This is a genomic window from Synechococcus sp. MIT S9503, assembly GCF_047304175.1.
In the GTDB taxonomy this organism is placed as follows: Bacteria; Cyanobacteriota; Cyanobacteriia; order PCC-6307; family Cyanobiaceae; genus Synechococcus_C.
In genome coordinates this window covers 2,248,325-2,273,007 of the sequence record NZ_CP138955.1, presented here as the reverse complement: position 1 = coordinate 2,273,007, position 24,683 = coordinate 2,248,325, and the positions used below count along the sequence as shown (strand labels likewise).

Below are 24,683 nucleotides of genomic sequence, written 5' to 3'. Positions count from 1 at the left end.
TTCAGTTCGCTGCCTCCTGCTTCACCACGCATTCAAGGGCTCGTATCAACCGCTGCTGTAAAACCGCGGGGGCAAATAACTGCCTCACCTTCAGCGCATTGAGAGCCAGGCGTTGCCGCTCAGCGGCATCCGACAACAACTCTCTTAGTAGCTGAACCCATTGCAAATCCGATGCCGCCTCAGGCAGCAAACGACCGTTGATGCCGTCTTGGATCAAATCAGCAGGTCCCTGGGGGCAATCGGCGCTTACACAACAGCATCCAGCAGCCATCGCCTCCAACAACACATTGGGAAAACCCTCATAACGAGACGAGAGTACGAAGAGCTGCGAGCGGAGGTACCAGTCCGCCAGGTTGCCAACACGTCCTGGAAAATGAAGCCGCACCTGAAGCTCAGGCTGATTCAGCAGCAACGTCCGTAAGTCCGCCTGCTGATCGCGACCGTGATACGGACGTTCATCCAGGCCCGCGATCACCAAGTGCAATCGGGCATCAGCTTGCGCCAGGGGGATCCACCAGCGCAGAAGACGATCGAAACCCTTCTGGTCGGCTTTGGTTCCAACAGCCAGCAGCACAGGATCGGAAGAACCGCAGCCTTGAGAGGAGAGCCAATCATGGGGTTCAAGACTGGGATGAAAACGAGTCAACGGCCACTGCACTGGGTTGGGAAGCAACAACTGCCGGTGAACCCCCAGGTGGGCTGCCATCCACTTCCCAACCGCTGCGGTCTGCACCAGGTGGAGCGCAGCCCAGGGGTAACTGAGGCGGCGCAGCCCACTCCAGATCCAGCCAATTCGCTTTAACGGCGGGAAGTTTCGCTCAGACACCACACACGGAATGCCCAGCAATCGAGCCGCAAACAGCAACTTGATCGCCGGCAGCGAGGTCACACCAATCGCGAGCCCCACGTTCTGTGCATCCAACCAACGCTGAAGACGCAGGACCCTGAGAGGAAACGCCAGAGGGCCCAAGCGACGCATCCAGGAATTGTCCGAAGGCTCCACCACCCTTGTGACTCCCTGAGGCAGGGGATAGAAATCCCAACTCATGGGCTTGCGGGTCAGCACCAATGGTTGCCATCCCGCCTGATGCAGCCAATTGGACCAGGTCAAGGTGACGCGTTCAGCTCCTCCCAACTTGAGGCTGTCGATATAAAGCACCACGCGCTTCGAATCGCTCAAAGCGGCACTCCTGCGAGATAGGGACTGAAAAGAGGCAAAACTTTGTTCAAATGCTCTTGCCGGATCAATTCACTGACCAGCTCGCGTTCACTCTTCAGCATCAGCAACATCAGACTTGGCAGGGCCTCCTCTGCGTCTCCCGCCGAATCGCCCCTGTGCTGAGCATGCTCCAAAAGCTGCACCCGCTCCAACACCGCATCGGCAAAGCCGCGGTGATTCTCCTGGGCCGATTGCTGATCAAAGACTCTGCGATGGCAGTGGTTATGTACGCGCGCAATCACGCGCGATGAACGCTGCATCAGCGCATGATCATGCTGCGTCCAAGCCTCCAGAACATTGACCAACAACACCCGCAGGATGTTGCGGGTGAGCCGATACGAAGTGTCGGCATCAATCGCCTCGAGATTCAACGATTCCGCCCAGGTCAAACAACGCATGCCCAAGGCACCTAAGTCATCAAACTGCTGCAACCCCAGATACAGGCGCAGGAGCGTGGCATAACAAGAAACCAAGAGCTTGCTGCGGTTGCGGCGATTTGAGCGCAAACAAATCAAGGTGCCGGGATCCTGCTCAAGAGCACTGGCCATGGCGGCAATGTTCAAGGCCGACTGACACATGCGCTCGTCATCCTTCACGTCCACGCAGCGATGCGCGAGCACCACCTGGCAATAGTTGAGGGCATAGAGGGGCAGAACTGAACTTGTGACCAATTCCTCGAACAGCAACACCTGCTGACTGCGCTCGGATGGGCGGTTACCGCGGCGAAACAGCAGCTGCTTGAGTTCACCCACGTGGCCATAGATCTGCCAAAGCTTCTCCATCACCAGCCGGGCCTGCCGGTAGTCGCCACAGCGCACGAGAGGGAGCACAAGCCCCCCTTGCAAAAGGCAATCACTCCAGGGACTCTCAGCCACTCCCTGGAGCACCTTCACAGCAGCGCGAGGGTGGCCGCCACGCATCAGGCGGTGACTGAGAGCTACCAATACGCGACTGCTTAACCCCCTCAGCCAGATGGCTGAACGCTGCAACAAAAACTGTTGAGTGCGAAGAGAATCCGCCTGATTGCGCTGCGCTTCCGCCAGCAGACCAACGCGATCGAGATAGTCCAGCATTGAAGCGGTACGCACCTCATAGGTCTGCGTTGCAGCCCTCTCAAGGCGCTGCTGAAGACTCGGACCTTCTCCAGCAAGGGCAGCGTGAATTGCTTGCTCAAATGACTCGACCTCAGGTGGACAAAGCCAGGCAACATCGGCATGGACCTCCAGGGCGGGGATCTCGGTCGCCACCACCGGTAATCCCGACGAGAGATATTCGAAGAATTTCATAGGAAACATATGTCGGGTGTAGCCGTTCACCTTCAACGGCAGCAGTGCCACGTCGGCATGGGCCAGCCAGCCAGGAAGATCGGCATAGGGCACAGGCCCTACCAACTCGACGTTGGAACAGGCTTGTAGTGACGCAACATCCGTCGAGGGGTCGCACTCGCCCACCGGACCGATCAGCACAAAGCTCCATGCGGAACAGCGCTTGACCAACTGCAGCAACAAGTCCAGATCAAGCTTGTAGGCATCGATGGCTCCCATGAACACCAGCCTTGGCCGATCGACTTGCACCAGACGCTCAGGGCAACACAAGGGAGCGGCCGAATCTCCCAGCCGAGCGCGACTGAAATGAACATGGTCCGCCACATTCCCAAACATCAGGGTGTGGTGGTTCCACTGCCTGTGGCTGACCTGTAATTGCGGCGATGTGGCAAAAACCACACCAACCGCTCGCGACAGTGCCTGTTCACTGGCCTCAATACGGGCCACAGGCATCCCGGGCTGATCCTGGATGCGATCTACACAGTGGTAGACACTGCCTGCGAAGCTTTCAGGATCGAGATACAGGGTGGTGAGGGGGTTGTAGGTCCACAGGATCGGATTGGTGAACCCAAGCCAACGGCAAACGAGCTCCAGACCGCCTTTTAGAAGCAGACGATTGAGCTGAAGTGCACGACCGCTATGACCACCGGGCAACACCGGTGGAGACCACACCCAAAGTTGGTGCTGTCGCTGACGCGGAAGTTGCAGCAAGCGCCGCAAACGCCGAACAATTCGAGTGCAATCTGCAGCACCCACACGCGGCGGGCGAATACCTAGTGATTCCACGTAAAGAACACGATGGCCAGCCGCCGCCAAAGTCAAGGCCGTGTGCTGTTTGTTGGTCCAAAGCGGATGGTCCCAATCGGCAGTGGCGAGAACAACGAAATCCGCCATCGCGCCCTCACTCGGCCTCGATCAGGGCCATTTCACGAAACGAAGGAGAACGTTCCTGCAGCTGCTGGAAATCACCACTAGCGATGATTTGACCATTGGCCATTTCATAAATCAGATCACACTTTTTAACCGTCGAAAGACGGTGGGCAATCACAATTGTTGTGCATCGGCGTCCAACAATATCGAGAGCCTGCATTACATCGTGCTCAGTTTTGTTGTCAAGCGCACTAGTGGCTTCATCGAGAACCAGCACCTTGGCACCGCGGAAAAATGCTCTGGCTAATGACAAGCGTTGGCGCTGACCACCTGAGAGCCTGATGCCATTTTCACCAATCATCGTGTAGAGGCCGTAAGTCATTCCTGCCACATATTCTTCAAACTGAGCAGCCTCTAAAGCAGCCCAAACCTGGTCGTCATCGATCTCATCGGCATCACAACCGAAAGCAACATTGTCGCGAATACTGCCGTCGATCAAACGGATCGTCTGAGGCACGAAAGCACAATTAGCCTGCCATGCCGGAGCCTCTTGATCTGACACCTCAATTCCATCGAGAAGCAGCTCGCCTTGCGTAGGCTGAAACAACCCCAAAATCAAATGAGCGAGGGTGGTTTTACCACTTCCTGTTCGTCCTACAAGGGCAATGCGAGCACCGATAGGGATTGACAGATTGATACCGTTGATTACTGGCTTGGCATCCTGGGAGTAGCTAAAGCTCACATCCAGAAGCTGGATATAACGGCGTGGCATCACCCCATCAGGAGTAGGCACTCCAGGAGAACTGATCAGATAACGCTTGGGCTTGAGACTGAGCAACTCAAGGGCATCTGCTATTTCAGGCAAACCACCGCGCAAGCGGTTGATGCTGCGAAACATCGATTGCAACGGGCCCGAAATCCGGAGCAGTGCAACCAACACCGCTGACAATGAGGGAACTGAATTTTTGATACCCTCTGCATCACCCATGAGCATGGATGGGACGATTCCAACCACAAATAGAATCGTGATTCCTGCGGGCTCAATCACTAAGCGAGGTACATCTGGGAGTAAACGCCCAAGCCTGTCGTAACGCTTAGCGATCATACCGTCACGAGCGAATCGCGAAACAAAATATTTTTCTGCCGAATATAGCTGAACCTCCCGCATTGAGCGAAGAGACTCCATAAGCAATAAATTAATTCGTCGGCCATAACGAATTCGCTGTTTTGTTGATAGACGCAAATAGGGCGTAATAATTTTAGAAGAAATTACATAGGCCAATAACATCAACGCGAAGACCGTCAAAGCCTTGGGTCCCAGAACCACCACTACTCCGACCAGAAGTGAAGCGACCGAAACCAAGTTTCCAGCAATTAAAAGTATCGGACTGATCACTCCCGTGGAAACACTATTCAGTATTCGATTAAATTTTTCAGAAAGATTAGCCGTGCGTTGGCGAATAAAAAATTCATACTTTTGGCGCATAAGATTGTCATATACCTTGTTGACAAGGTCATTCCAAACTTCTGCACTAAGAAGGCTCTGCATCAAGGCAACCGCGAAACGAATCCCTGAGGACAGCCAGAAAGAAGCAATCAGGAGCGCCACCAGCCAACCCGACTGATCCAGAAAACCACCACCAAACACCTTGATCCCCGGCAGGTAATCCTCCAGAGACGCGCCAGCCAACAACCCCACAAGACGGGCTAACAAAGCCACCAAAAAAACATCCAGCAGCCCTTGCACCAGGGAAGCAAGCAGCACCAGGATCAACAGACGAACTCGCCGCCGGGGCAACTCACTGAGCAGCTGACGGAGATTGCTCCAGGTCTGACTTTGCAAGGGCATGGAGACCGTCAAAGACCTACCTTGTTGCTCACAAAGCGGTCTATTTGCAGATAAACGGACCTTAGACCGCCCTTGCCCTCAACGTTTCCGGCCCACAGGCCAGCCAGGAAACCGATTGACCACCCTGACCAGTCCGCGGAAGCGCCGGTTCCAGCGCAGACGCCAGAGCGGTTGCGACTTCAACAGCGAACTCCTGCGGAAAGCGGGAAGAAGCTCGTTCAACTGCTGCAACACCGATTGCCATCGCACCACCAATGCAGGCTCGGAGTGACTCTGCAGACACGGATCCAGAGCTTCAGCAGATGGACGCCAATCAGTTGGTGTGGCCACAGCAGCAGCGATTCGACTCAGGTCATGGTCGAGGCTTCCGCAGCCGATCTGATGGCCCATCACACCGGGCGTGAGGGTATCGGCGAGGGCATGGTTGAAGCTGCTGAAAACCACACAGCCACAAGCCATCGCCTCTAATGGGGGCAAGCCAAAACCTTCGCTCACTCCAGCAGCGCGCCAGTGCTCTGCAGAGTCATAGAGATAAACCTTGGTGCTATTGAACAGATCCACAAGATCGTCAACCCAGCCATCCTGCACCTCAACCCGCAGGCCACGAGAGCGTAATGCGGGCACTAGCTGCTTGAGAACGTAAGAACTGCTCTTGCGCTGCTGTACCAGCACATCAATCACTCTTTGACTCGCTCTGCCGTCACGATCACCGCGCTGCAGCCACTGTGGTTCAAGAGCATTCGGCAACAGAAACAACGGGTTCCTCGGGGCACGATCGCCCCAGTAACCAAGAGTGTTGCGGCTGACCGCCAGCACAGGAACTCCCGGCGGAAGATCAAATCCATATCCAGTGCTGTGGGCTTGATACACCACGAATCGGCTCTTAAGGCGACGCAGCAGCCAAGGAATATGAAAGCCCCAGCTCACTAACCAAAGTGAGCGGTCTTGAGATGCTGCAGCTTGGAGAAGATCATCAAGAAATGGTTGATCAATCTGGCGCTGCTGATAGGTGACGATCTCTGTAGGACAAATTGTGCTGAGAATGCGAGCCGTCTGAAGAGCGACGCTCAAACCACCACAACGAAAACGGGTTCCGGTGCCTGGCACCAGAACCCGAATGGAGTTGAAACCCCCTGGCGAAGGTTCAGCCGACGCCATCAAGCAGCGGCGGTTTCTGTGCTACCGGAGCGCTGACGCCGTGTAAGGAAGCCGAACAGAACTTTGCCGATGGCAGCCACGAGATTGCCTTCCAGCTCTTTGAACATGTGCATATTCATGTGGAAGGCATTGTTGGCCTCCTCAACGATGCGGTCAGCAGTGTCCTGATCAATAGGAAGCTCATCCATGGTGGCGCGATAGCTGGTCTTGAAAGCCTTCTCATCAGCGATTTCATCGAAGACGTAGAAGCGCAGACCGTCGTCACCGTCCATATTCATCGCCTTCTGAGCAATGTTCTTCAGGATCTGGCCACCCGAAAGATCACCCATGTAGCGGGTGTAGTGGTGACCGACGAGAAGTTCGGGAGACTGCTTAGCTACTTCGTGGATCCGCTCGACATAAGCCGAAGCAGAAGGGGAAGGCTTGATTTCATCCTTCCAGTTTTCACCGAAGTAGTAGGCAAGGTCCTTTTCCAGTGACTCCCTGCGGTTCAGCTGCTCCATGCCAACCGGACCCACGACGGGATGATCCTTGAGTTGATCGACTTCCTCCTCCATGGCGGAGTAAACGAAGTAGAGGTCTGCAACGAGCTTGCGATAGCTGGATTTATCGACAACGCCTTTAAGGAAGCAGCTAACGAAACCGGTGTTCTCGGCCATCGTGTGAGCTTTCTTGGTGCCTTCACGGAGCTGAGCAGCCAGAGCTACGGACATGGGATGGACTTGATGGTGTAGGCAACCATAAAATCGAACTTCGCCGAAGAGCCCGAAGGGTTGCGAAGGGTTACGCCGCTGTGCCCGTCGCTGCCGGATTGGCGAACAAATCAAACAAGTCCCGGCAGATTCCACGCAACTGCTGAACCTGCTCGGGTTGCGGCAGGTGCGAACCCTCGGGCTGCCAATCGCCCATCGTCACCAGACGCCAGCGTTCTCCGTCGAAGGTCATGCCGCGAATCAGCACTCCCAGCAGATTCGGCGCAAGTGAAGATTCGCCATCGTCGCTGTTCCGCTGTAATCGCAGCTGCAGAAGCAAACTGCGACATTCCAGGCTGGGACTCCAGCCAGGAAAATGAAAGGCCAGATCAAGGGTCTGGTCTTCCTTCCACTGACGCGTCTGAGGATCATCACGCCAGGGATTGAGACTGACGCTGGCTGCGGGAAAACGATGCCTCACCAGAGTCACTGCCGAAGCCAGAGCCTGGGCGAGCTGCATGCTGTCGACCGCTTCTCCTGCGTTCACCTGATCTTCGTCGATGCATTCAGGGTGAAGGCTGCTGACCTGAACGGCCAGTGACCGTTACGGTTGCGCTCATGATTCCGCGCAATCTCAGCTCCAGGCTCAGCCTCTACGGACTAGTGGGAGTGGTTGCCGCAGCCGTGCATGCACTGGTGCTGTTGGCACTGGGGATATTGATTCCAATCTGGCTGGCGAATCCAGTGGCATTTCTCGCCGCATCTCTGGCCGGCTATCTGGGGCACGCACGTCTGACCTTCCGGCCTGAAACCGGTGGCCACAGCTTTGCCAGACGCTGGCTGATTGTTCAGTACGTAATCAACCTCACGGTGAGCGCACTGCTACCACTCGCCCTGCCTGCTGCTATCGGCGAGCCTGTGCGTGTTGCCATTCTGGTGTTCACTCCCACGGCGCTGAATGCTCTGATCTGGTCCAAGGCAGCTCGGTTCAGCCGACGACGCAGGGAGTTCACGATCAGACCTCTGCGCCACGCCGATGATCTCGGACTGAGCCCTGCCACAAACCAAGCCATCCTGGAACTTGCCGGCCAGGAACGACTGGACAGTTGCAGTCTTCTGGTGAATGGCCCAGTCGCAGCTGATGGTTTTGATGCCTGGCAGCAGCTGACGCTCACACACCCAGAACTGCAGATCTGTCTGCACCTCTGCCTAACTGAGGGGCCTGCCTGCTCCGACCCTGCACTGGTGCCCGATCTTGTTGATTCCCATGGCCATCTGAAGCGATCTTTCGGACAGTGGTTTTTGCTGTCACTCCTGCCGCGCCGACATCCATCCCGAAAGAGGATCGAATCCCAACTCGAACTTGAAGTTGATGCTCAGATCGAACGCTTCCGCGGGTTCTGCGGAGATAGACCCATCCATCTTGATGGCCATCAACACATTCATTTGGTGCCGATCGTGTTGAAGTCTGTTCTGGCCAGAGCCAAGGGAAAAGGCATCAGCTGGATTCGTCTTACGGAGGAACCACTACCCACTGGTCTGCCCCTGCGCTACTGGGGGGATGCGGTACGGCAATTCGGCCTGCTGAAGTGGCTGACACTCCAACTGCTCAGTCGAAAAGCCCGGCCAGCCATCCATCGCTGCGGTCTTGCCAGCAATCAGAGCTTCGCCGGCGTGCTGTTCACCGGCCAGATGGCAGGAGCTCCAATGCTTGCGGCCTGGAAAGAGCTCAGCAGCGCGGATCCACAACCAGGTTCCACCCCTCCGCTGCTGCTGGCCCACCCCGGTGGTCCTCTCGACATCGATCTGGCGACAGTGGGATTTGCTGTTTCCCAGCCCTTTGCAGCCTCAACTTGGCGACAGCGTGAATGGCGCGCTCTTCAGGACTTGTAAATGCGACGGATGAAGTAGTGAGGGCGTGACTTCGCCTCGACATAGATGCGGCCGACGTATTCACCGAGCACTCCAATGCCGATCAACTGAATTCCTCCGATGAACAGCACCGCCACCATCAATGAGGCGTAACCCTCGACATCCACACCGAAGATCGCTGTGCGCAGAATGATTACAAGGGCATAAAGAAGACTGAGCGACGAAACCAGAACTCCAATGCCCGTCCACATCTTCAGAGGCAGAACCGAGAAGGAAAAAATGCCGTCAAAGGCATAACTGAACAGCTTGAGCGGACTCCAGGAGGTCTGGCCTCCAACCCTGCTGACCCGTTGATAGGAGAGCTCAACACTTGAGTAGCCCGTCCAGGGAAGCAACCCTTTGGAGAAACGACTGGACTCGCGCAACTGAGTGACTGCATCAAGAACAGCTGCATCAAGCAGGCGGTAATCGCCTGCTCCCTCTTGGAGCTCGATGGAATCCACCACCTTGTTGAACACGCGATAGAACCAATGAGCACTGGCCACCTTCAGGCGCGATTCCTGATCCTGGTCATCTCGCACTGCGGTGACCACTTCAGCTCCGGCCCGCCATTCATGCACCATCTGTTCAATCAGTTCAGGGGGATGCTGCAGATCGGAGTCAATCAGCACTGCTGCGCCGCAGCGACCATTGACGTGATCAAGGCCGGCAAGCATCGCCGCTTCCTTGCCGAAATTACGCGTGAGCTCCAGGAGAGTCACAGGCGAACCGGCATGAGCCTTCATCCAGGCGCGGATGCGTTCAACCGTGGCATCGGACGAGCCATCGTCGATCAGCACCAGCTTGTCGACTCCGGGGACCGGCAGCACACGCTCCACAAAACGCGTGATGACATCCTCCTCGTTGAAACAGGCCGCCACAACGCACACACCCTCTGACTTCGGCATGGGAATGGGGGCGGATCGAAATGACTTTAGGGATTGCCTATCGAGTCATAGGCTCGCCACAAAGTGAAGTCGCCCCGCAGCAACCAAGCCATGGCCCAGTTCGAGAAGATCACAGCCCCCGCAGAGGGAACACCGATTCACTTCGAAAACGGACAACCCGTGGTGGCCGACAACCCGATCATTCCCTTCATCCGCGGTGATGGCACAGGCATCGACATCTGGCCGGCGACGCAGAAAGTCCTGGATGCTGCGGTGAACAAGGCCTACGCAGGCAATAAGCAGATTCAGTGGTTCAAGGTCTACGCCGGCGATGAAGCCTGTGATCTGTACGGGACCTACCAGTACCTGCCAGAAGACACGCTCGAAGCGATACGCACCTATGGCGTTGCCATCAAAGGCCCCCTGACGACCCCCGTGGGTGGAGGCATCCGCTCGCTGAACGTGGCCCTGCGCCAGATCTTCGATCTTTATTCGTGTGTGCGTCCCTGCCGCTACTACGCAGGAACGCCCAGCCCACACAGGCGTCCTCAGGATCTTGATGTGATCGTTTATCGGGAAAACACAGAAGACATTTATATGGGCGTGGAATGGGAAGCTGACGATGCTGTTGGTCAGGAGCTTCGCAAGCACCTCAATGAGGTGGTGATCCCAGCCAACGGCAAACTCGGAAAACGACAGATCCCGGAGGGATCAGGTATCGGTATCAAACCTGTCAGCAAGCACGGGAGCCAGCGTCACATCCGCAAAGCGATCCAACACGCCCTGAGGCTTGAGGGAAACAAACGCCATGTCACCCTGGTGCACAAAGGCAACATTATGAAATTCACAGAAGGTGCATTTCGCGACTGGGGATATGAACTAGCAACCACTGAATTCCGTGACGTTTGCATCACCGAGCGGGAAAGCTGGATCCTGGGCAACCTGGAAAAGGACTCAGGCTTAAGCGTGCAGGCCAATGCCCGCATGATTGAACCTGGCTACGACAGCCTCACCGACGAAAAGAAAGCCAACATCGATTCAGAAGTGCGAGCCGTGATCGACTCCATCGGCAACAGCCACGGCAACGGGCAGTGGCGCTCCATGGTGATGGTGGATGACCGGATTGCCGACAGTATCTTCCAGCAAATCCAGACCAGACCTCAGGAATATTCAATCCTGGCCACCCTCAATCTCAACGGTGACTACATCTCTGATGCTGCTGCTGCAATGGTGGGCGGACTTGGCATGGCGCCGGGCGCAAACATCGGTGAAAAAGCTGCGATTTTTGAGGCAACCCACGGCACCGCACCGAAACATGCAGGCCTGGATCGCATCAATCCCGGTTCAGTGATTCTGAGTGGAGTGATGATGCTCGAGTTTCTTGGATGGCAGGAAGCTGCTGAACTGATCACCAAGGGCCTAAGCGCTGCCATCGCCGATAAACAAGTGACCTATGACTTGGCTCGTCTGATGGAACCCCAAGTGGATCCCGTGAGCTGCAGCGGATTTGCCAGCTCAATCATCGAACGTTTCTGAACAGAAAACAGGTTGATTATCAAGCACCGCTGACATCAATCAAATCAACCTCAACGGAAATCACCATTCATGAGTGATCAGTCACAAGAGAGTCCTCAACATCGCACTCCCAATGTTGTCATCTGGCTCACAATCACACTAGGGGCAATAGGTCTCGGCCTCTGGTGGTGGGTGAATCAAAATTTAAGCTCTCTGCCATCACCAGAGTCCAAACCAGGGAGAGCACTGCTGCGCCAGTACCAAGTAACCGTACATGACATCTGGCTGATCCTGCTGGTGATCTCACTGGGATATCTGATCAACCGCATCTACACGTACACACGCAGGGAATCTCTCAACCCTCAAGAGAAACCAAGAGGCCCTATTGAATCTATGCTGGGCTTCATCAGAAATAACCCAATCACCTCAATTATCTTCATCGCCTACACGGTGGCGATGATTACAGGAACAACTTATATCTATAAAGATATGGTCGGTTGGTACCCTGACTTGGTCCAAGGACATTTCCTCGACAACTTCTCAATCCGAGGAAGCTTCATTGATGAAACGATGCGGAGAAGCGACTATCGCTTCTTTCCTCTTGCCCATCAAGACCTTCATATCCTGAGCTGGTTTACCATCCACATCAAAACATGGATGCTGTTTAGCGCTGCTGAATTAATTGGAATTGTGGTACTGATCACCAAATTCCTGAACGGCCTACAGCTTAGGGAAACAGCTCAACAGTCAACAATCCTTTTAATAACATGCCTGCTACTGATTCACCCTTCAACAGGAACCACGTTCTTTCATGTGATCTATTGCGAGCGACTACTTTGCCTTGTTTTCATGCTCTACGCAACATCCTATGTTGACTATCGCAGAACGGGGAAAACGTCAAAATTTTATCTCACCTTCCTCTGGGCATTGCTGGGTATATATATAAAAGATATTGCGATCCTGCTCTTCATCATTCCAGCGGCAAGCCTATGGCTCACTGACAACATCAGCAGGCACAATGATCAGAACAACATCATCAGTCAAAACCTGTCATCACAAAGAAACAAACTCGAGAAATGGATTTGCAGCCTTACACTGATTTTCTCAGTAAGCTATATTTTTCTAGCGTTAATACCAAGCAGCTATGCAGCAGAAGGGGCATACAATGAAGATGCGGCATACAAAATCATCCTTGACTTCCGTTTTTATATCTTTGCAATTATCGCATCCACGCGCATAGCACTCATCTTAAGACATAAGATTACTTTCAATCTTTTAGACGCGATCAATGTTGCCGGCTTCGCTTACGCTGCAGCACTGGGAATTACCTACGAGTTCGATGCAAGCAGCTATCTCTCACTTCCTTTTCAACTCATCGCAACCATCAACATCGGATGGGTATGGATTCAGACAATTGAACTCAACAGAGGGCTAAAAGCTAAGCCCGGAATCAAGGTCGCCGGAGCAGCCCTAGCCTCATCGATGATTGTAGGAATCGACCATGCGACAGCGAAAAACACCTTTTTAAACAATATCTCAGAACAAAAATTTGAACAGGCTTACATACAATCAACTTACGAAGAACTCTATAAAATTAGCAGGAAAATTCGCGAATCAGGTGATGACGTAAATATCATCATTAATCAAAAATCAAGACTTTCAGCCAAACGTCATCTCAATAGAATCCCCTACAAATCATTGATCGAATATGAACCCGATCGTGATCAGTTTATCGTCAAAGACGGGGCGGGCAAAATGATGCTATATACACCAAAAGTTGGAGACATTGTTGCCAACCTTGACAAGAGCACGGAGCTGCTCAACCCGATCCTGGAAAACATCAAAACTGAATTGATTTATCGCCATAATCCAAGCCAGCGAAGCGGCCTGATTCTCAGAATCACTGGCATCGAATCATGACCCAACCCATTCACATTGAAGCATGACGATCAGAAATTGAGACATGACTTTTCAGATATGAGTGATACCCCAAAACAGACAGAAGCAATGCCAGACATGGATCAACCATCAGATTAATCCGACAAAAGGACTGCATCATTCATTCCTCAAAGTGATAAAATCAGATCAAGTGTTCTAGGCGCAATGCCAAACTTCACCAAAATATCCTCATAACATGCATTAACGAAGCAGCAAGCAGATGTGCATCAATGAAACAATCATCATTGGTTGACAATTTTTATTTGCATCGTGCAGTGAGCAACAGCAAGCATCTCGCCGCTGGCTCAGCAAGAATCAACCATGCAGAACCAATCCCTCGCAAGCAAAAAGAACATCGGAAAACGCATATTCGCAAATAAATGACTCAATGATTGCTAAGACAAACAGCCTACCCAAAGGACAAACCAACGATGAAATACAAGAGAACCTTTCTTGTATTTGCTGGAATCACGCTGATTATCGTAACCATCTTCGTGCATTATGCATGGGGGCTAAAAGGCACAGAACGACTATTGAGCGAAGACATTTATCACGTCTGGGAAGAAGGCAAAAAAATCACAAATCATCTCAACCCTTACACAAGAATCATAGGAAATTCGCTAAGAGAAAACAGCAAATATCCAACCTACCTTCCACTAAGCTATTACTTTGCCAGCATACTCAATCACTTTGGTACATCGAGGTTTGTAGATTTCATCAACACATGGAAACAAATAAACTTATTGCTCCACTTATGCATCGGCGTCGTCACTTTCAGCATCTACTATCAACAACGCAAACCGGTATCAGGAATCATCGCTTGCAGCATTCTGCTTTTAGGACGCTGGAGCGCATACATCATCAATGTCCAACATCTTGAATTTGCAGCCATTTTGCCCATTCTTATCGCAGGCCAACAACTTAACCGCAAACCCAAACTCTCCGCGCTGATGTTCGGTCTTTCCCTGAGTATCAAGCACGTCGGCATCGTTCTTCTACCGAGCTTTCTCTTAGGGCTCAAGGCAAATTCGAGTTCAGGCAACAGCATCTCAAGCAGAAAAAGAATCCTGACCTACAGCGCAGTGGCACTGATCATTCCACTGATCATCTCGATACCGTTTCTGCTGGATCAACCATCAGGATTCCTGCTCAACATGCTTTTCTCGACCACACGGGAATTTGGCGATCATGGCAAAGCAACAGGGACCAGAATGATCTTGACCGGAGTCGATGGCACAAGGCTTATTATGCTTGCCTTAATTATCATGAATTGGGTAGCGCAGGCCAAGGAAAAAATCAATTTCTGGCTGGCCAGTACACTGACATTATTGATATTCCTGCAATTCAATGCTGTGGTCTTCGCGCAGTATTACATTTGGCTGGCGACATTCCTACTGATTTCCTGTGCATATTTAACACCAACAACCCCTAGACATCCCACACCGGAGAATTCCACAGTACGAGATCCGCATTGATCCAAGACGACTGAATAAAAAGGAGCGCAGCCAGTCAGACCTCAAGACGATCCCAAGCAAACAATTCGTCTCAAAGATGTTCGGATCTAGCTCTGAGACATCAGTGCATCAATATTCGGGGACATTTCATCATCAAAACCTGGATGCTGAATAAGGCCGTCCCCATCCATAGTCCTGGATGTCTCCAGAAGGCTGTAGACCTACGTCGCTTTCAAGCCAGGTGAGCAGCAGTGCAGAACACACTGTCGCTAATCCAATAGATTCTTCATAGGCTCAAGTTGCGGACAGAAGCCGCATCACGATGAGACAGGACCGATTGCAGGAACTGGAGAACGGCTTGGTGACCCTGGTTGGGCAGCAGCAGGTCTTAACCAGCAGTGAGCAGACCAAGCCCTACACAACCGGCATACGCGTCGGTCAGGGCATGGCCTGTGCAGTGGTCATGCCGAAGACTCTGTTGCAGCTTTGGAAAACGCTTGAATTATGTGTCAAGCTCGACAAAATCATCATTCTCCAAGCAGCCAATACCGGGCTGACAGGGGGTTCCACACCTGATGGAAACAACTACGACAGGGATGTCGTCATCATTAATACTCTAAATTTAGATCAATTAATTTTACTCAATGGCGGCAATCAAGTGATTGCTTTCGCGGGATCAAGTTTATATCAGTTGGAGGAAAAGTTATCACCACTGGGACGAGGTCCTCACTCCGTGATCGGCTCATCGTGCATTGGTGCGTCCGTTGTGGGAGGCATCTGCAATAACTCTGGCGGTAATTTGGTCAATCGCGGTCCTGCATACACGGAATATTCACTCTTTGCCCAACTCAATCAAACCGGGCAGCTTGAGCTGGTCAATCATCTCGGGATTGAACTCGGCACATGTCCGGAAGAAATATTAACCACACTTCAGAAGTCTGATTTCAACACTGAACATTTAGCGCCTTGTGAGCGATTAGCCTCAGACCATGATTATCAGAAACGGGTCAGGGATGTCACATCATCAATTCCTGCTCGATTCAATGCCGATCAACGACGCTTGCGTGAGGCCAGTGGGTGCGCAGGCAAGCTGGCAGTTTTTGCTGTCAGACTTGACACGTTTCCAAAACCCAAAACAGAAAAAGTTTTCTATCTGGGCACCAACAAACCGGAACAGCTCACGGAACTGCGCAAACAGATTCTCACAGGATTTCAACACCTGCCTGACATGGGCGAATACTTGCATCGCAGTTATTTTGACGGTGCAGACCTCTACTGCAAAGATGCTTATCTAGCCATCAAATATTTTGGCACAGGCTTTATTCCCAAGCTGTTCGGCATCAAGCGGAACGTTGATCGAATCGTCTCGCAGTGGCCGACACCACTTTTTCAGGATCACTTTTCCGACCGAACTCTGCATTGCATCTCTCAGATGGTTCCAGACCATCTACCAGCCAGGATGAGAGCTTTTCGCGATCAATATGAACACCACATGATCATTCTGGCGAGCGATCAATCAATCCAAGAAACACGGGGGTTATTAGAAAAAAACTGGGAAAGTGATGGCGATCATGCCTATTTTGAATGCAGCGAATCCGAAGGAAAAGCTGCATTACTTCATCGCTATGTTGCCGGGAATGCACCAGCACGGTATCAGATTTTAAACCAAAACGACTCTGGAGAATTGCTCCCACTGGATATTGCACTGCCCCGCAACTGCGAAACTTGGCATAAAATTCTCCCTGAAGAAATTCTTTCTCAGATGGCCGAATCTTTTCAGATGGCACACTTCCTTTGCATGGTCTTCCACTGGGATTTTGTCGTTAAAAAAGGAGTGGATTCTGATCAATTGAAGCGGAAGATTCTCGATCTGCTCGATCAATCCGGCGCCAAGTACCCTGCCGAACATAATGTTGGTCATTTATACAAAGCCGAAACTGATCTATCAAACTTCTACAAAAAGATTGATCCAACCAACAGTTTCAATCCTGGAATCGGGAAGACGTCAAAACTGAAGAATTATCAATAACTGAGAACGAAAAGGCTCACTCCGCTTCATCAAGCTCCATCAATGTCCACGCCTTAGCAAGAGTATCTGCATCGCCAAGATTGCCGGGGAAGGTGATCACGGGAAGGGCATTCACACCAGCGATGCCTTCCCCAGCGATCGGCCGCACCATCGAAAGACCGGGCATCAACTGGCCCTCCAGCAGAACAGTTCCCAGGCCAAGTCCATCAGCCAGAACAGAGCCGGTCGTGATACCACCCTTACTGATCAAGTAGCCAAGCCGAGGGACCACCGCAGCAACCAACCGAGCGGTGAGCTGAGCCAGGGCAAGACCGAAGTCCAGGCGGCGACGGTCAGCCGTTGGCCCCTCACCAAAACAAAGTTCGCCGCGGCTGGTGTACAGCACAGGAGTTTGATTCCGATCCAGCACTGCCAGCATCCACTCCACCCACTCGTTCTCCAGATCAGCCAGAAGCACATCCGGGATGCCACCCTCAAGCACCCTCGCAATACGCCGCACCGGCAATTCAAGGCCGGAGCAACGTGACTCGCTGAGCAACCTCTCCAGCTGCTGATCGGCCAACGGCACGTGAGAACCCACCAACACAAGTCCAGGGCAAGGCTGGCCACCTGAATCACGGCGCCGAAGCTTCACTAAATCCTCGGCCTTGATGGGCTGAGGACCAAGTGGTCTCAAGCCCCCATCAACCAACCCGTTGATCAGGCTCGCAGCTGAGCGAAACAGGAAGCGACGCCTTCCCTGCAGCTGTTGCACAGCCGCACCAAGAGCATCCAGTTGCTCCTGCCTCTCGGCATCCACGATCACTGAACAATTGCCATCCAGCGCCTCAAGCCAGACCACAAGCTCTGTGAAGCCGCTGGATCCACCAGCAAAAAGATCCGCACTGCGTTGCTCAGCAGCACGGTCGAGCAGCTCTCCCTGCAAACGCAGCACTGAAGCAGCTGGAATGGCACCGTCACTCTTTTCCTCCAGCCAGGCGTCCAGACAACTGGTGCTGAAACCAAAGCTGCGGTCGCGAGCGAAAGCGGTCGTATGGACCGGTTGACCATTGAGCAGATGGACTCCATTCACCGTGGTACGTCCGTCGGGAAGAAAAGCGGGCACATGCAGCGTGGCGTGCACCGCACCGAAGCGGTCACCCAGCTCTTCAGCCAGAACAGCGGGCTCAAGCACCCCATGACCGCGCAGGGTGGAGTCCCCCCTGCTGACCAGCAGCAACTGCTGATCACTGATCCCCTCCGCAGCCAGAGCTTGCTCAAGCGAAGCAACGATCTCACGATTGCGCTCCGCTGCGGCCTCCGGTGACAGAGCCCTGGTGTTGGCCAACACGAACAGCAGCGGAGAAGGATGACGCAGTCCCTGACGCAGAGTCTGCACATCCCAGCGCAGCAGCAACGGACAGCTGTGCACCGTCTGAGATCCGGTGGGATCGTCGTCGATCACCACAATCTTGCGGGCAGCCTCAGCCGCTGCAGCTTGAGCCGCGCTCACAACAGCTTTCTGCCAGTGGCCATCGGACTTGGGCTTAGCCAAAGCCTGTTCCTGTGCATGAACATGCGTCAGCTGACGCTGTAGCGGCAGGACAGCGTGGTGCTCTTGCCAGAGTGCAACTCCAGCCTTCGATCACCGCTGATCAGGGCCTGCCGAGGGCCTGTCCAGGGCTCAAGGCAGACCATCGCTCGTGGAGGGTCGGTCCACACCACAGTGAGATCCATCGGTTCCTGATGCTGAAGCTGCACCCTGGTGCCTGCCTGCTCATCGACCAGCGTCACCGGTCCTGCCGCGTGCGTGAGGAAATCGACCCCCTCAGCCAGCTGATTCAACTGGTTTGCCGTCTGCGCTTCGGCCATCTCCAGATGATTGAAGCAACGGCCAGGCAGACCTTCCACAGCCGTGCGAGCGGGATCAGTCACATTGAAGTAGGGATGGAGGCCGAAGCTGAACGGCATCGGCTCACTCTCAGACTCGGAGGTATTGCTGATGGTGATGGTGATCTCGAGCGCAGCACTGAGCGGTCGAATCGCCATGTCGATCCTGAATCCGAAGGGATAGACCCTCCGGCTGTCGGCACAGTCGGTCAGAGAGAGCATCACGCCGCTCTGATCAGCCAGCAACGCGATCTGCCACGGCAGATCGCGGGCGAAGCCATGCTGCTTGAGACTGAAGTCACCGCAGGCGAGCGGCAGACGATCATCCGGCAGATTGCCGCAGATCGGAAACAGAACCGGAATGCCGCCACGAATACTTTTGGCTGGATCGGCGAAGCGCTCCTGATCGAAATAGAGCACTTCACGGCCGTTACAGAGCCATTCAGTGACTAGGCCACCGCGTTCCGGCACCACACGCAGGCGATCACCACTGCCCGGATGCACAAATTCCCAGTGGGGATAGGGAACGGACTGCTGGCGGAAGGTCATGGCCACAGAACCGGGCACCCAAGACTGACCAGAAATTACCGGGAAGGCTGCAGATCCTGCGTTGTTTCGCCGGCAAGGGTCGACAACCACTCCAGCAAGGCCGCATTCACCTGATCCGGGACCTCATCGTGCGGACAGTGACCGGCTTCAAGAACCACTTCAGTGGTGGCTTCAGGCGCATGACGCTGGAAACTGGCCCGACGCCCTGCGGCATTGATCCAGGGGTCGCGGATGCCCCAGAGCAGCAGCAGTGGAGACTTCAGCGCAGCGAACAGTTCATCCAGCGGTTGACCGCGTGGAATGTCAAACACCGTGCGAAATACTCCAAACGCTCCGGCATCGAGTGACGGGCGCCGGATCGCTTCCACCAGCCAGTCATCAACATTCGTTTTGTCGATGTACACCTGATTGAGGGTGCGGCGAATCGTGGCGGGTCGCCTCAGATTCTCAAACAGCAAACGCTGCAGCATGGCGTTCTTGAGCAGGGCTGAGGTGATCGAGCGACGCGCGCTCGGCCACCAGCCTTTGGGCTTTGTGGTCTGCTCATCGCTGAATGGACCAGCGGCATTCAGAAGAACAACGCCGGCTGCTTCGTCTCCAAGTTCAGCTCCGGCGGCAAGGGCAGCGAAGCCACCCAGTGAATTACCGGCAATCACCGTGGGCCGGCCGATGCGCTCACGCACGTAAGCCACCAGCTGATCACGCCAGAGAGAACCCCCATAGGCCAGACCTGCAGGCTTGGCGCTGCGACCGAAACCGAGCAGATCGATCGCATGCACCTCATGGGTGCTTGCCAGCACAGGAATGTTGTGACGCCAGTGATCGGTGGAGGCGCCGAATCCGTGAACAAGCAACACAGCCGGTCGCTGCAGATGTTCAGGATCACGGTCGGGATCCGGTCCGACAGAGAGGCCGTGCACCGCATGACCTTGGAACTGCCACCAGGACTGCTGCGCTTCGCTCACCACATCTTCCGCACGTTGGGGCGATGCTAAGCATCCTTTTTCGCCATCGTCCTGACGGGTGGATGACGTCACGATGCTCGATCAGACCACAGGCCTGCTTCTGCAGAGCAGCACACTCAGCGGCGGCCTCTTCTGGGCCCTTGCCCTTTACCTGCCCTTAAGCGCACCACTCAGCCGCCTTGAAGCAAGCCTCGAGAGTGGTCCGCTGAGCGCTGCCTGGCGTCAGGCCGCACTCGTGATCAGCAGTCTTCTGCTCGCCTTGACCGTTGGCCTTGGTGTCCAGCTGCTGCTGGGGTGGGCTCTAGGTCCAGGCTGGGCTTCAAGCCTGGCGCTGATCACCATCGGCTGGAGCCTGTTTATTTCACTGGCGAGGAAGGACTGAACCTTTGCGGCCGAACAGGGCCTCAGGTCAGAGCAGGCCGACAGGGTCTGCCGCCACCTTCTCATCAACCTTGTCGTCATCATCTGGCTTGTCGTCGCCGATCACCAACCGCAGAAGCACAGGAGCCAGGAAGGTTGTGCCGATCACCATCAGCAGAATCGCCGCCTCCAGAGAAGGGGACAGCAACTTGGCGCTGGTGCCGAGACCCAGGAAAATCAGACCGACTTCACCACGGGGCATCATCCCCAGGCCCACAACCAGGCGACGGGTGGGTTGCTTGCTGACGAAGCACCAGCCCGCAGCAATTTTGCCGATGATCGAAACCACCAGCAGGAAACCGGCCACGATCAGCGCTGTTTTGCTTGAGGGATCGGAGGGGTTGATCACGGAGAGATCCATACCGGCACCGACCAGCACGAAAAACACTGTGGCGAAGAGAGTCACGATCGGCAGAACCGCTTCCTGAATGGCACGGTTGTGCTTTGAGCTGCTGAGAATCAGACCCGCCGCGAAAGCACCGAGGGCAGCCTCCAGGCCGATTGCGGTGGCAGCAAAACAACTGATCGCCAGGATCACAAACGAACCCACCAACACCTCACCTGGCGCCTTCAGCTTGTCAATCAACCAGTCAAAAGCCGGAGCAGCGCTGCGGCTGAGGCCGATAGCCGCCACCACGAACACAGCGGCAGCAGCCACCAACTTCACGATCGGACCGATCTCAAGGGAGCCGCCGGAGGCAAGGGCCACCACAACCGCAAGGATCACGATGCCGAGAATGTCATCAAGAACCGCAGCTCCGATCACGATCTGACCTTCCCGGGTCTTGAGGAAGCCAAGCTCACCGAACACACTGGCAGTGATGCCGATGCTGGTGGCGGTCATGGAGGCACCGGCAAAAATCGCCGGGATGGCATCGACATGAAAAATCGCCATCAGGCCCCAGGTGCCCAATGCAAACGGCAGCACCACACCGGCAACCGCCACGGTGAAGGCCTGTCCGCCAACAGCGATCAGCTCCTCCAACTCACTCTCCAGGCCCGTGAGGAACAACAGGGCATAAAGCCCCAGTTCTGCAACCGACTCAAGCGAGGGAAAACTTTCGCTGTAGATCTCGGGAACGGCTTCCGGAGGAACGTTCACCAGTCCGCTGACCAGGCTCACCAGACCCTGACTCAGCTCCACCTGGGTTTCCGGGGGCACGAGCAGGTGCAGCCCGGAGGCACCGATCAGCACGCCTGCCAGCAGTTCACCGAGGATCGTGGGCAACTGCAGACGCACCAGCACCTCCGCAAGAATGCGGGCTGCCACGAAGATCAGCACAAACCGGGCCACCCCGATCAGGGTCTCCGCCATCTCCAGGTCGTGAGCCGAGATTTCAGCCAGAATTGGCGTCAGTAGGGGCGGCATCGCAGCAGCGAGCATCAGAAATGTTGATTCCTCTCGGTGGGACCTTATCCCTAAACGGGTTTTCGCAATGCACAACCTGACCCCTCGCGGACAGCATCAGGCAACGAGCTGCTCCTGAGAGTGCAACTCCTGATACCCATGTCATTCACACCGGCAAACGATGGCTACGTTCCGCGTAACCATCCGAGACAGGTCGCTGATGACCCTCACACCTCTGGGAGCCCTTGAATCGATCAGGTCTGTTGAGGCGCCGAGCGAGGCAGAGCTGAATCAGCTTGATGCCTACTGGCGCACCGCCAATTACCTGGCGGTGGGCATGATCTATCTGCAGGACAACCCGCTGCTGCGCGAACCACTGCGTCCGGAACACATCAAGAACCGCCTGCTTGGGCACTGGGGCTCCAGTCCGGGTCAGGCATTCATCTGGACCCACGCCAACCGGCTGATCAATAAATACGACCTGGACATGATCTACATGTCCGGTCCCGGACATGGCGCTCCTGGAGCCAGAGGCCCGGTGTACATCGACGGGAGTTACGGCGAGCGGTATCCGGACAAATCCTTCGATGAGGAAGGCCTGCGCCGCTTCTTCAAGATGTTCTCCTTTCCCGGGCACATCGGCAGCCATTGCACGGCGGAGATGCCCGGCTCCATTCATGAAGGAGGAGAGCTCGGCTACGTGCTGTCGCATGCAGCGGGCTCGGTCTTCGACAATCCGGGATTGATCACCGTTGCCTGTGTGGGTGATGGCGAAGCTGAAACCGGACCACTGGCGACCAGCTGGCACATCAACAAATTCCTCAACCCGGTCAAGGACGGCGCGGTTCTGCCGGTGCTGCACCTGAACGGTTACAAGATCGCCAACCCAACCATCCTCAGCCGCATCGACCACGAGGAACTAGAGAATCTGCTGCGCGGCTATGGCTGGACCCCCATTTTCGTGGAAGGGTCCGAGCCGATGGCCATGCACCGGCAGATGGCCGTGGCCATGGAGCAGGCCGTGGTGATGATTCAGGACATTCGCAATCAGGCCAGGGCCAGCGGTGAGGCCTTCCGTCCTCGCTGGCCGATGATCGTGCTGCGATCGCCCAAGGGCTGGACAGGTCCCGAGCAGATCGATGGAAAGAAACTCGAGAATTTCTGGCGCTCGCATCAGGTGCCGGTGAGTGATGTGAAGACCAATGCGGAGCATCTGCAGCTTCTTGAGACATGGATGAAGAGCTACCGGCCCTGGGAGCTGTTCGATGAGAACGGAGCTGTTCGCCAGGAGATCCGCGCTCTCTCGCCCAGAGGTGAGAAACGCATGGGTTCAAACCCGCACACCAACGGAGGGGAACTGCGCAGGGAACTGCTGTTCCCCGACCTCCGCGACTACGAGGTACCGGTTGAGATTCCTGGGGTCTCTGAAGTCGAGAACACCTTCCCGCTTGGCGAACTGATCCGCGATCTAATCAACAAGAACCCAGGTGCGTACAGGCTTTTTGGCCCCGATGAAACCGCGTCCAACCGGCTTCAGGCGGTGTATGAAACCACCAAGAAAGCCTGGATGGCCAATTTCCTGCCGGAAGACCTGAACGGCAGTGAGCTCTCCCAGGACGGCGCTGTGGTGGAAATGCTCTCCGAGCACACACTGGTTGGAATGATGGATGGCTACCTGCTGACAGGCAGAAACGGCTTCTTCCACACCTATGAGGCTTTCGCCCATGTGGTGGCCTCGATGTACAACCAGCACTGCAAATGGCTGGAGCACTGCGAAGAGATTGCCTGGAGAGCACCCATTGGCGCCTGGAACTGCCTGATCTCCTCAACAGTGTGGAGACAGGATCACAACGGCTTCACGCACCAGGACCCAGGCTTCATCGATCTCGCGGGCAACAAAAAAGGAAGCATTACCCGCGTCTATCTGCCGGCCGATGCCAACTGTCTGCTCGCGGTGTCCGAACAGGCGCTTAATGAAACCAATGTGGCGAACCTGATCGTTTCAGATAAACAGAAACATCTGCAGTACCTGACGCTGGATCAGGCCCGCCGTCACGTGGCCAAGGGAGCCGGCATCTGGGAATGGGCCTGCAACGACAACTGCGGCACCGAGCCCGATGAGCCGGATGTGGTTCTGGCCTCAGCTGGTGATATCCCCACCAAGGAATGTCTGGCAGCGATCGAAATCCTGCGCAAAGAGATCCCCTTCCTGAAAATCCGTTATGTGAACGTCGTGAAACTGTTCGCGCTGGCAGACCCGAAGAATCATCCACACGGACTCAGCAATCCAGACTTTGAAAGCCTGTTCACACCGGACAAGCCGGTGATCTTCAACTTCCACGGCTACCCCTGGCTGATCCACCGTCTGACCTACAACCGCCCCAATCACGACAATTTCCATGTTCGCGGATACAAGGAACAGGGAAACATCAACACGCCGCTTGAACTGGCGATCTGCAACCAGATCGATCGCTTCAACCTGGTGATCGATGTGATCGACAGGGTGAAGTGCCTGGGTTCACGCGCCGCTCATGTGAAGGAACAGATGCGCGATGAACTCTTCAGGCACGTTGCCTATGCGCATGAGCACGGCATTGATGCACCGGAGATCAACGAATGGCGCTGGAGCCTTGGCCACAGTTCCTGCTCGATTGACCGGAAATCCTGAAGTTCCTGCATTACCGG

At 54.7% G+C, this 24,683-nt stretch carries 18 protein-coding genes; 7 read left to right on the top strand and 11 right to left on the bottom strand.

All coding sequences use genetic code 11. From position 1 onward, the window contains the following. Position 1: 1 nt before the first annotated feature. The 6 genes from SIB56_RS12395 to SIB56_RS12370 form a co-directional block, all read right to left on the bottom strand. On the bottom strand, positions 2–1,180 hold the full coding sequence (locus tag SIB56_RS12395; RefSeq protein WP_413324222.1) for a glycosyltransferase: 1,179 nt from the start codon (positions 1,178–1,180) through the stop codon (positions 2–4). Further along, entirely contained in the window at positions 1,177–3,438 is a 2,262-nt protein-coding gene (locus SIB56_RS12390) for a glycosyltransferase (protein ID WP_413324221.1), read from the bottom strand. Before SIB56_RS12390 ends, SIB56_RS12395 begins: the two co-directional genes overlap by 4 nt. A 7-nt stretch (positions 3,439–3,445) precedes the next feature. Then, complete coding sequence (locus SIB56_RS12385; protein ID WP_413324220.1) at positions 3,446–5,263, bottom strand: ABC transporter ATP-binding protein; 1,818 nt, start codon at positions 5,261–5,263, stop codon at positions 3,446–3,448. A 78-nt stretch (positions 5,264–5,341) separates the two neighbouring features. Beyond that, entirely contained in the window at positions 5,342–6,421 is a 1,080-nt protein-coding gene (locus SIB56_RS12380) for a glycosyltransferase (protein ID WP_413324219.1), read from the bottom strand. Continuing rightward, positions 6,421–7,134 carry a heme oxygenase (biliverdin-producing) gene (locus SIB56_RS12375; protein WP_413324218.1) on the bottom strand — a complete coding sequence of 238 codons (714 nt, stop codon included), beginning with the start codon at positions 7,132–7,134 and terminating at the stop codon, positions 6,421–6,423. Before SIB56_RS12375 ends, SIB56_RS12380 begins: the two co-directional genes overlap by 1 nt. 70 nt (positions 7,135–7,204) lie before the next feature. Further along, the gene (locus SIB56_RS12370; protein WP_413324217.1) at positions 7,205–7,660 is read right to left on the bottom strand and encodes a hypothetical protein; all 456 of its coding nucleotides are present in this window, start codon (positions 7,658–7,660) and stop codon (positions 7,205–7,207) included. A 71-nt stretch (positions 7,661–7,731) separates the two neighbouring features. Here SIB56_RS12370 and SIB56_RS12365 point away from each other — a divergent pair, with 71 nt between their 5' ends. Then, positions 7,732–9,006 carry a ChbG/HpnK family deacetylase gene (locus tag SIB56_RS12365; protein ID WP_413324216.1) on the top strand — a complete coding sequence of 425 codons (1,275 nt, stop codon included), beginning with the start codon at positions 7,732–7,734 and terminating at the stop codon, positions 9,004–9,006. Here SIB56_RS12365 and SIB56_RS12360 read toward each other — a convergent pair. Then, positions 8,994–9,932: a glycosyltransferase family 2 protein gene (locus SIB56_RS12360; protein ID WP_413324215.1), complete on the bottom strand. Its 939-nt coding sequence runs from the start codon at positions 9,930–9,932 to the stop codon at positions 8,994–8,996. The two genes, SIB56_RS12365 and SIB56_RS12360, sit on opposite strands and share 13 nt — an antisense overlap. Positions 9,933–10,022: 90 nt before the next feature. Here SIB56_RS12360 and SIB56_RS12355 point away from each other — a divergent pair, with 90 nt between their 5' ends. The 4 genes from SIB56_RS12355 to dld all read left to right on the top strand — a co-directional run bounded on the left by SIB56_RS12355 (position 10,023) and on the right by dld (position 16,847). Then, on the top strand, positions 10,023–11,447 hold the full coding sequence (locus tag SIB56_RS12355; RefSeq protein ID WP_413324214.1) for an NADP-dependent isocitrate dehydrogenase: 1,425 nt from the start codon (positions 10,023–10,025) through the stop codon (positions 11,445–11,447). Positions 11,448–11,516: 69 nt separating this feature from the next. Continuing rightward, positions 11,517–13,346, top strand: coding sequence for a hypothetical protein (locus tag SIB56_RS12350; protein WP_413324213.1), 1,830 nt, complete (start codon positions 11,517–11,519; stop codon positions 13,344–13,346). A gap of 449 nt (positions 13,347–13,795) precedes the next feature. Then, positions 13,796–14,839, top strand: a complete 1,044-nt coding sequence (locus SIB56_RS12345; RefSeq protein ID WP_413324212.1) for a hypothetical protein — start codon at positions 13,796–13,798, stop codon at positions 14,837–14,839. Between the two features lie 301 nt (positions 14,840–15,140). Further along, positions 15,141–16,847, top strand: a complete 1,707-nt coding sequence (gene dld / locus SIB56_RS12340) for a D-lactate dehydrogenase (RefSeq protein WP_413324211.1) — start codon at positions 15,141–15,143, stop codon at positions 16,845–16,847. 16 nt (positions 16,848–16,863) lie between these two features. Here dld and SIB56_RS12335 read toward each other — a convergent pair whose 3' ends face one another. The 3 genes from SIB56_RS12335 to SIB56_RS12325 form a co-directional block, all read right to left on the bottom strand. Beyond that, positions 16,864–18,339: a four-carbon acid sugar kinase family protein gene (locus tag SIB56_RS12335; protein ID WP_413327386.1), complete on the bottom strand. Its 1,476-nt coding sequence runs from the start codon at positions 18,337–18,339 to the stop codon at positions 16,864–16,866. Between the two features lie 68 nt (positions 18,340–18,407). Continuing rightward, positions 18,408–19,271: a galactose mutarotase gene (locus SIB56_RS12330; RefSeq protein ID WP_413327384.1), complete on the bottom strand. Its 864-nt coding sequence runs from the start codon at positions 19,269–19,271 to the stop codon at positions 18,408–18,410. 29 nt (positions 19,272–19,300) lie between these two features. After that, on the bottom strand, positions 19,301–20,233 hold the full coding sequence (locus tag SIB56_RS12325; protein ID WP_413327382.1) for an alpha/beta fold hydrolase: 933 nt from the start codon (positions 20,231–20,233) through the stop codon (positions 19,301–19,303). 70 nt (positions 20,234–20,303) lie between these two features. On the opposite strand from SIB56_RS12325, the gene SIB56_RS12320 reads away from it, so the two are divergent. Beyond that, positions 20,304–20,612: a hypothetical protein gene (locus SIB56_RS12320; protein WP_413327380.1), complete on the top strand. Its 309-nt coding sequence runs from the start codon at positions 20,304–20,306 to the stop codon at positions 20,610–20,612. A 27-nt stretch (positions 20,613–20,639) separates the two neighbouring features. On the opposite strand, the gene SIB56_RS12315 is transcribed toward SIB56_RS12320, so the two are convergent. Further along, positions 20,640–22,034: a cation:proton antiporter gene (locus SIB56_RS12315; RefSeq protein WP_413324210.1), complete on the bottom strand. Its 1,395-nt coding sequence runs from the start codon at positions 22,032–22,034 to the stop codon at positions 20,640–20,642. A gap of 184 nt (positions 22,035–22,218) precedes the next feature. Here SIB56_RS12315 and SIB56_RS12310 point away from each other — a divergent pair, with 184 nt between their 5' ends. Next, a complete protein-coding gene (locus SIB56_RS12310; protein WP_413324209.1) occupies positions 22,219–24,666 on the top strand; it encodes a phosphoketolase in 2,448 nt (815 codons plus the stop codon). The last annotated feature ends 17 nt before the right edge of the window (positions 24,667–24,683 follow it).